This window comes from Bradyrhizobium sp. SZCCHNRI3052 (assembly GCF_032484895.1).
Classification (GTDB): Bacteria; Pseudomonadota; Alphaproteobacteria; order Rhizobiales; family Xanthobacteraceae; genus Bradyrhizobium.
Window position 1 is genome coordinate 1 of sequence record NZ_JAUETW010000031.1, and the last position, 1,284, is coordinate 1,284.

At 63.6% G+C, this 1,284-nt stretch carries 2 protein-coding genes; both read right to left on the reverse strand.

Going from position 1 to position 1,284, the window contains the following annotated elements; genetic code table 11:
* Window positions 1-323: IS66 family insertion sequence element accessory protein TnpB (gene tnpB, locus QW887_RS34845; protein ID WP_315828672.1), on the reverse strand; the 323-nt coding region annotated here is incomplete at its 3' end.
* Window positions 320-1,216: an IS66-like element accessory protein TnpA gene (gene tnpA / locus QW887_RS34850; RefSeq protein WP_315752136.1), complete on the reverse strand. Its 897-nt coding sequence runs from the start codon at window positions 1,214-1,216 to the stop codon at window positions 320-322. The genes tnpB and tnpA, both read right to left, overlap by 4 nt.
* Window positions 1,217-1,284 lie beyond the last annotated feature (68 nt).

The window sequence follows — 1,284 nt, forward strand, 5'->3', positions numbered from 1 at the left end:
TCTGGCGCGCGCCAGTCGATGCCTTCGATCAGCATCGCGAGCTGCGCCGGCGTGAGCGTGATCGAGCCATCATAACCCGCCATCACCGGCCACACGAAGCCGCCCTGGTCGATGCGTTTGGTGAACAGACAAAGCCCGTTGCCGTCCCAGAACAGGACCTTCAGGATCGATGCCTTTTTGCCGCGGAAGGCAAACAGATGACCGGAGAACGGATCCTTCTTCAGCGTGTCCTGCACCAGCATTGCGAGGCCGTCCATGCCCTTCCGCATGTCGGTGTAGCCGAGGGCCAGGTGCACCTTCACGCCTGCAGGAACGAACATCATGATGCTGTCTCTCCGCTTTCGATCCGCGCCCGCACCGCATCCGGATCGCTGCCGGCGGGAGCGAAGACACGCCGTCCGTCAGCGAGGTCGACGGCCATCATGCCCTCCGGTGGACGCACGAGATCGCGCAGGGCGCGTGCGGCGGGCATGTCGTCGGGCAGCACAACACGGGCGAGCTTGGAGCGCTTCTTTTGCGCGATGCCGAACTGCGCGCGCCAGCGGAACAGCAGCCCGGTGACAATCCCATGCTTGCGAGCGACGGCAGAGACTTTGGCGCCTGGTAGCTCGGTTTCCCTGGCGATCGCGAGCTTCTCTTCGTCGCTGAAGAAGCGGCGGGCCGGCGTTTTGGTCGCGGCCGGATCGCCGATTTCAGCGGCTGTCAAGCGGCGTTCGGGCTGTGAGTTCCTAGCACTAGTGCTAACGGGCGGACGGGCGGAGGGATGAAGATGGGCGCGCCAGTCGATCGTGACCTCGCCGGTGGCCAGTCGGTCGCGCCATTTGTGCAGCGAATGCGGCGACAGCTGCATCGCCGCGGCGTAGGCGCGGAGTTCCATCCCGCTCCAGTTCAGCGCCTCGACATGCATCGCCCAGAACGCCGGGGACGCTCGATTGCGTACATCCGAGGTGATCGTGAACCTGCGCTGCTTCTGCTTTCGGAGCGCCTTTTCGCGCTCTTCCCGGGCGCGCTCGCGGCGCAATTCCGTCTGATATTTCTCAAGCTTAAGCGCAGTCTCGTTGCCGGCCAGCCGCTTCAGCCAACGCCGCAACGTGTTCTCGGTCAGACGTTGTTGCTGGCAGTATTTGCGGATCCCGAGACCGCTCCGACGCCACGCTTCGATGTGCAGCGACCACCATTCGCGGCGAGCTCTGTTCTCGAAATGTTTGGATCCCACCGGAGATTCTCCACAGCAGCAGAGAACTCGAAATGGAACGACAACACACGAGGGGGAAGGTGTGCAGA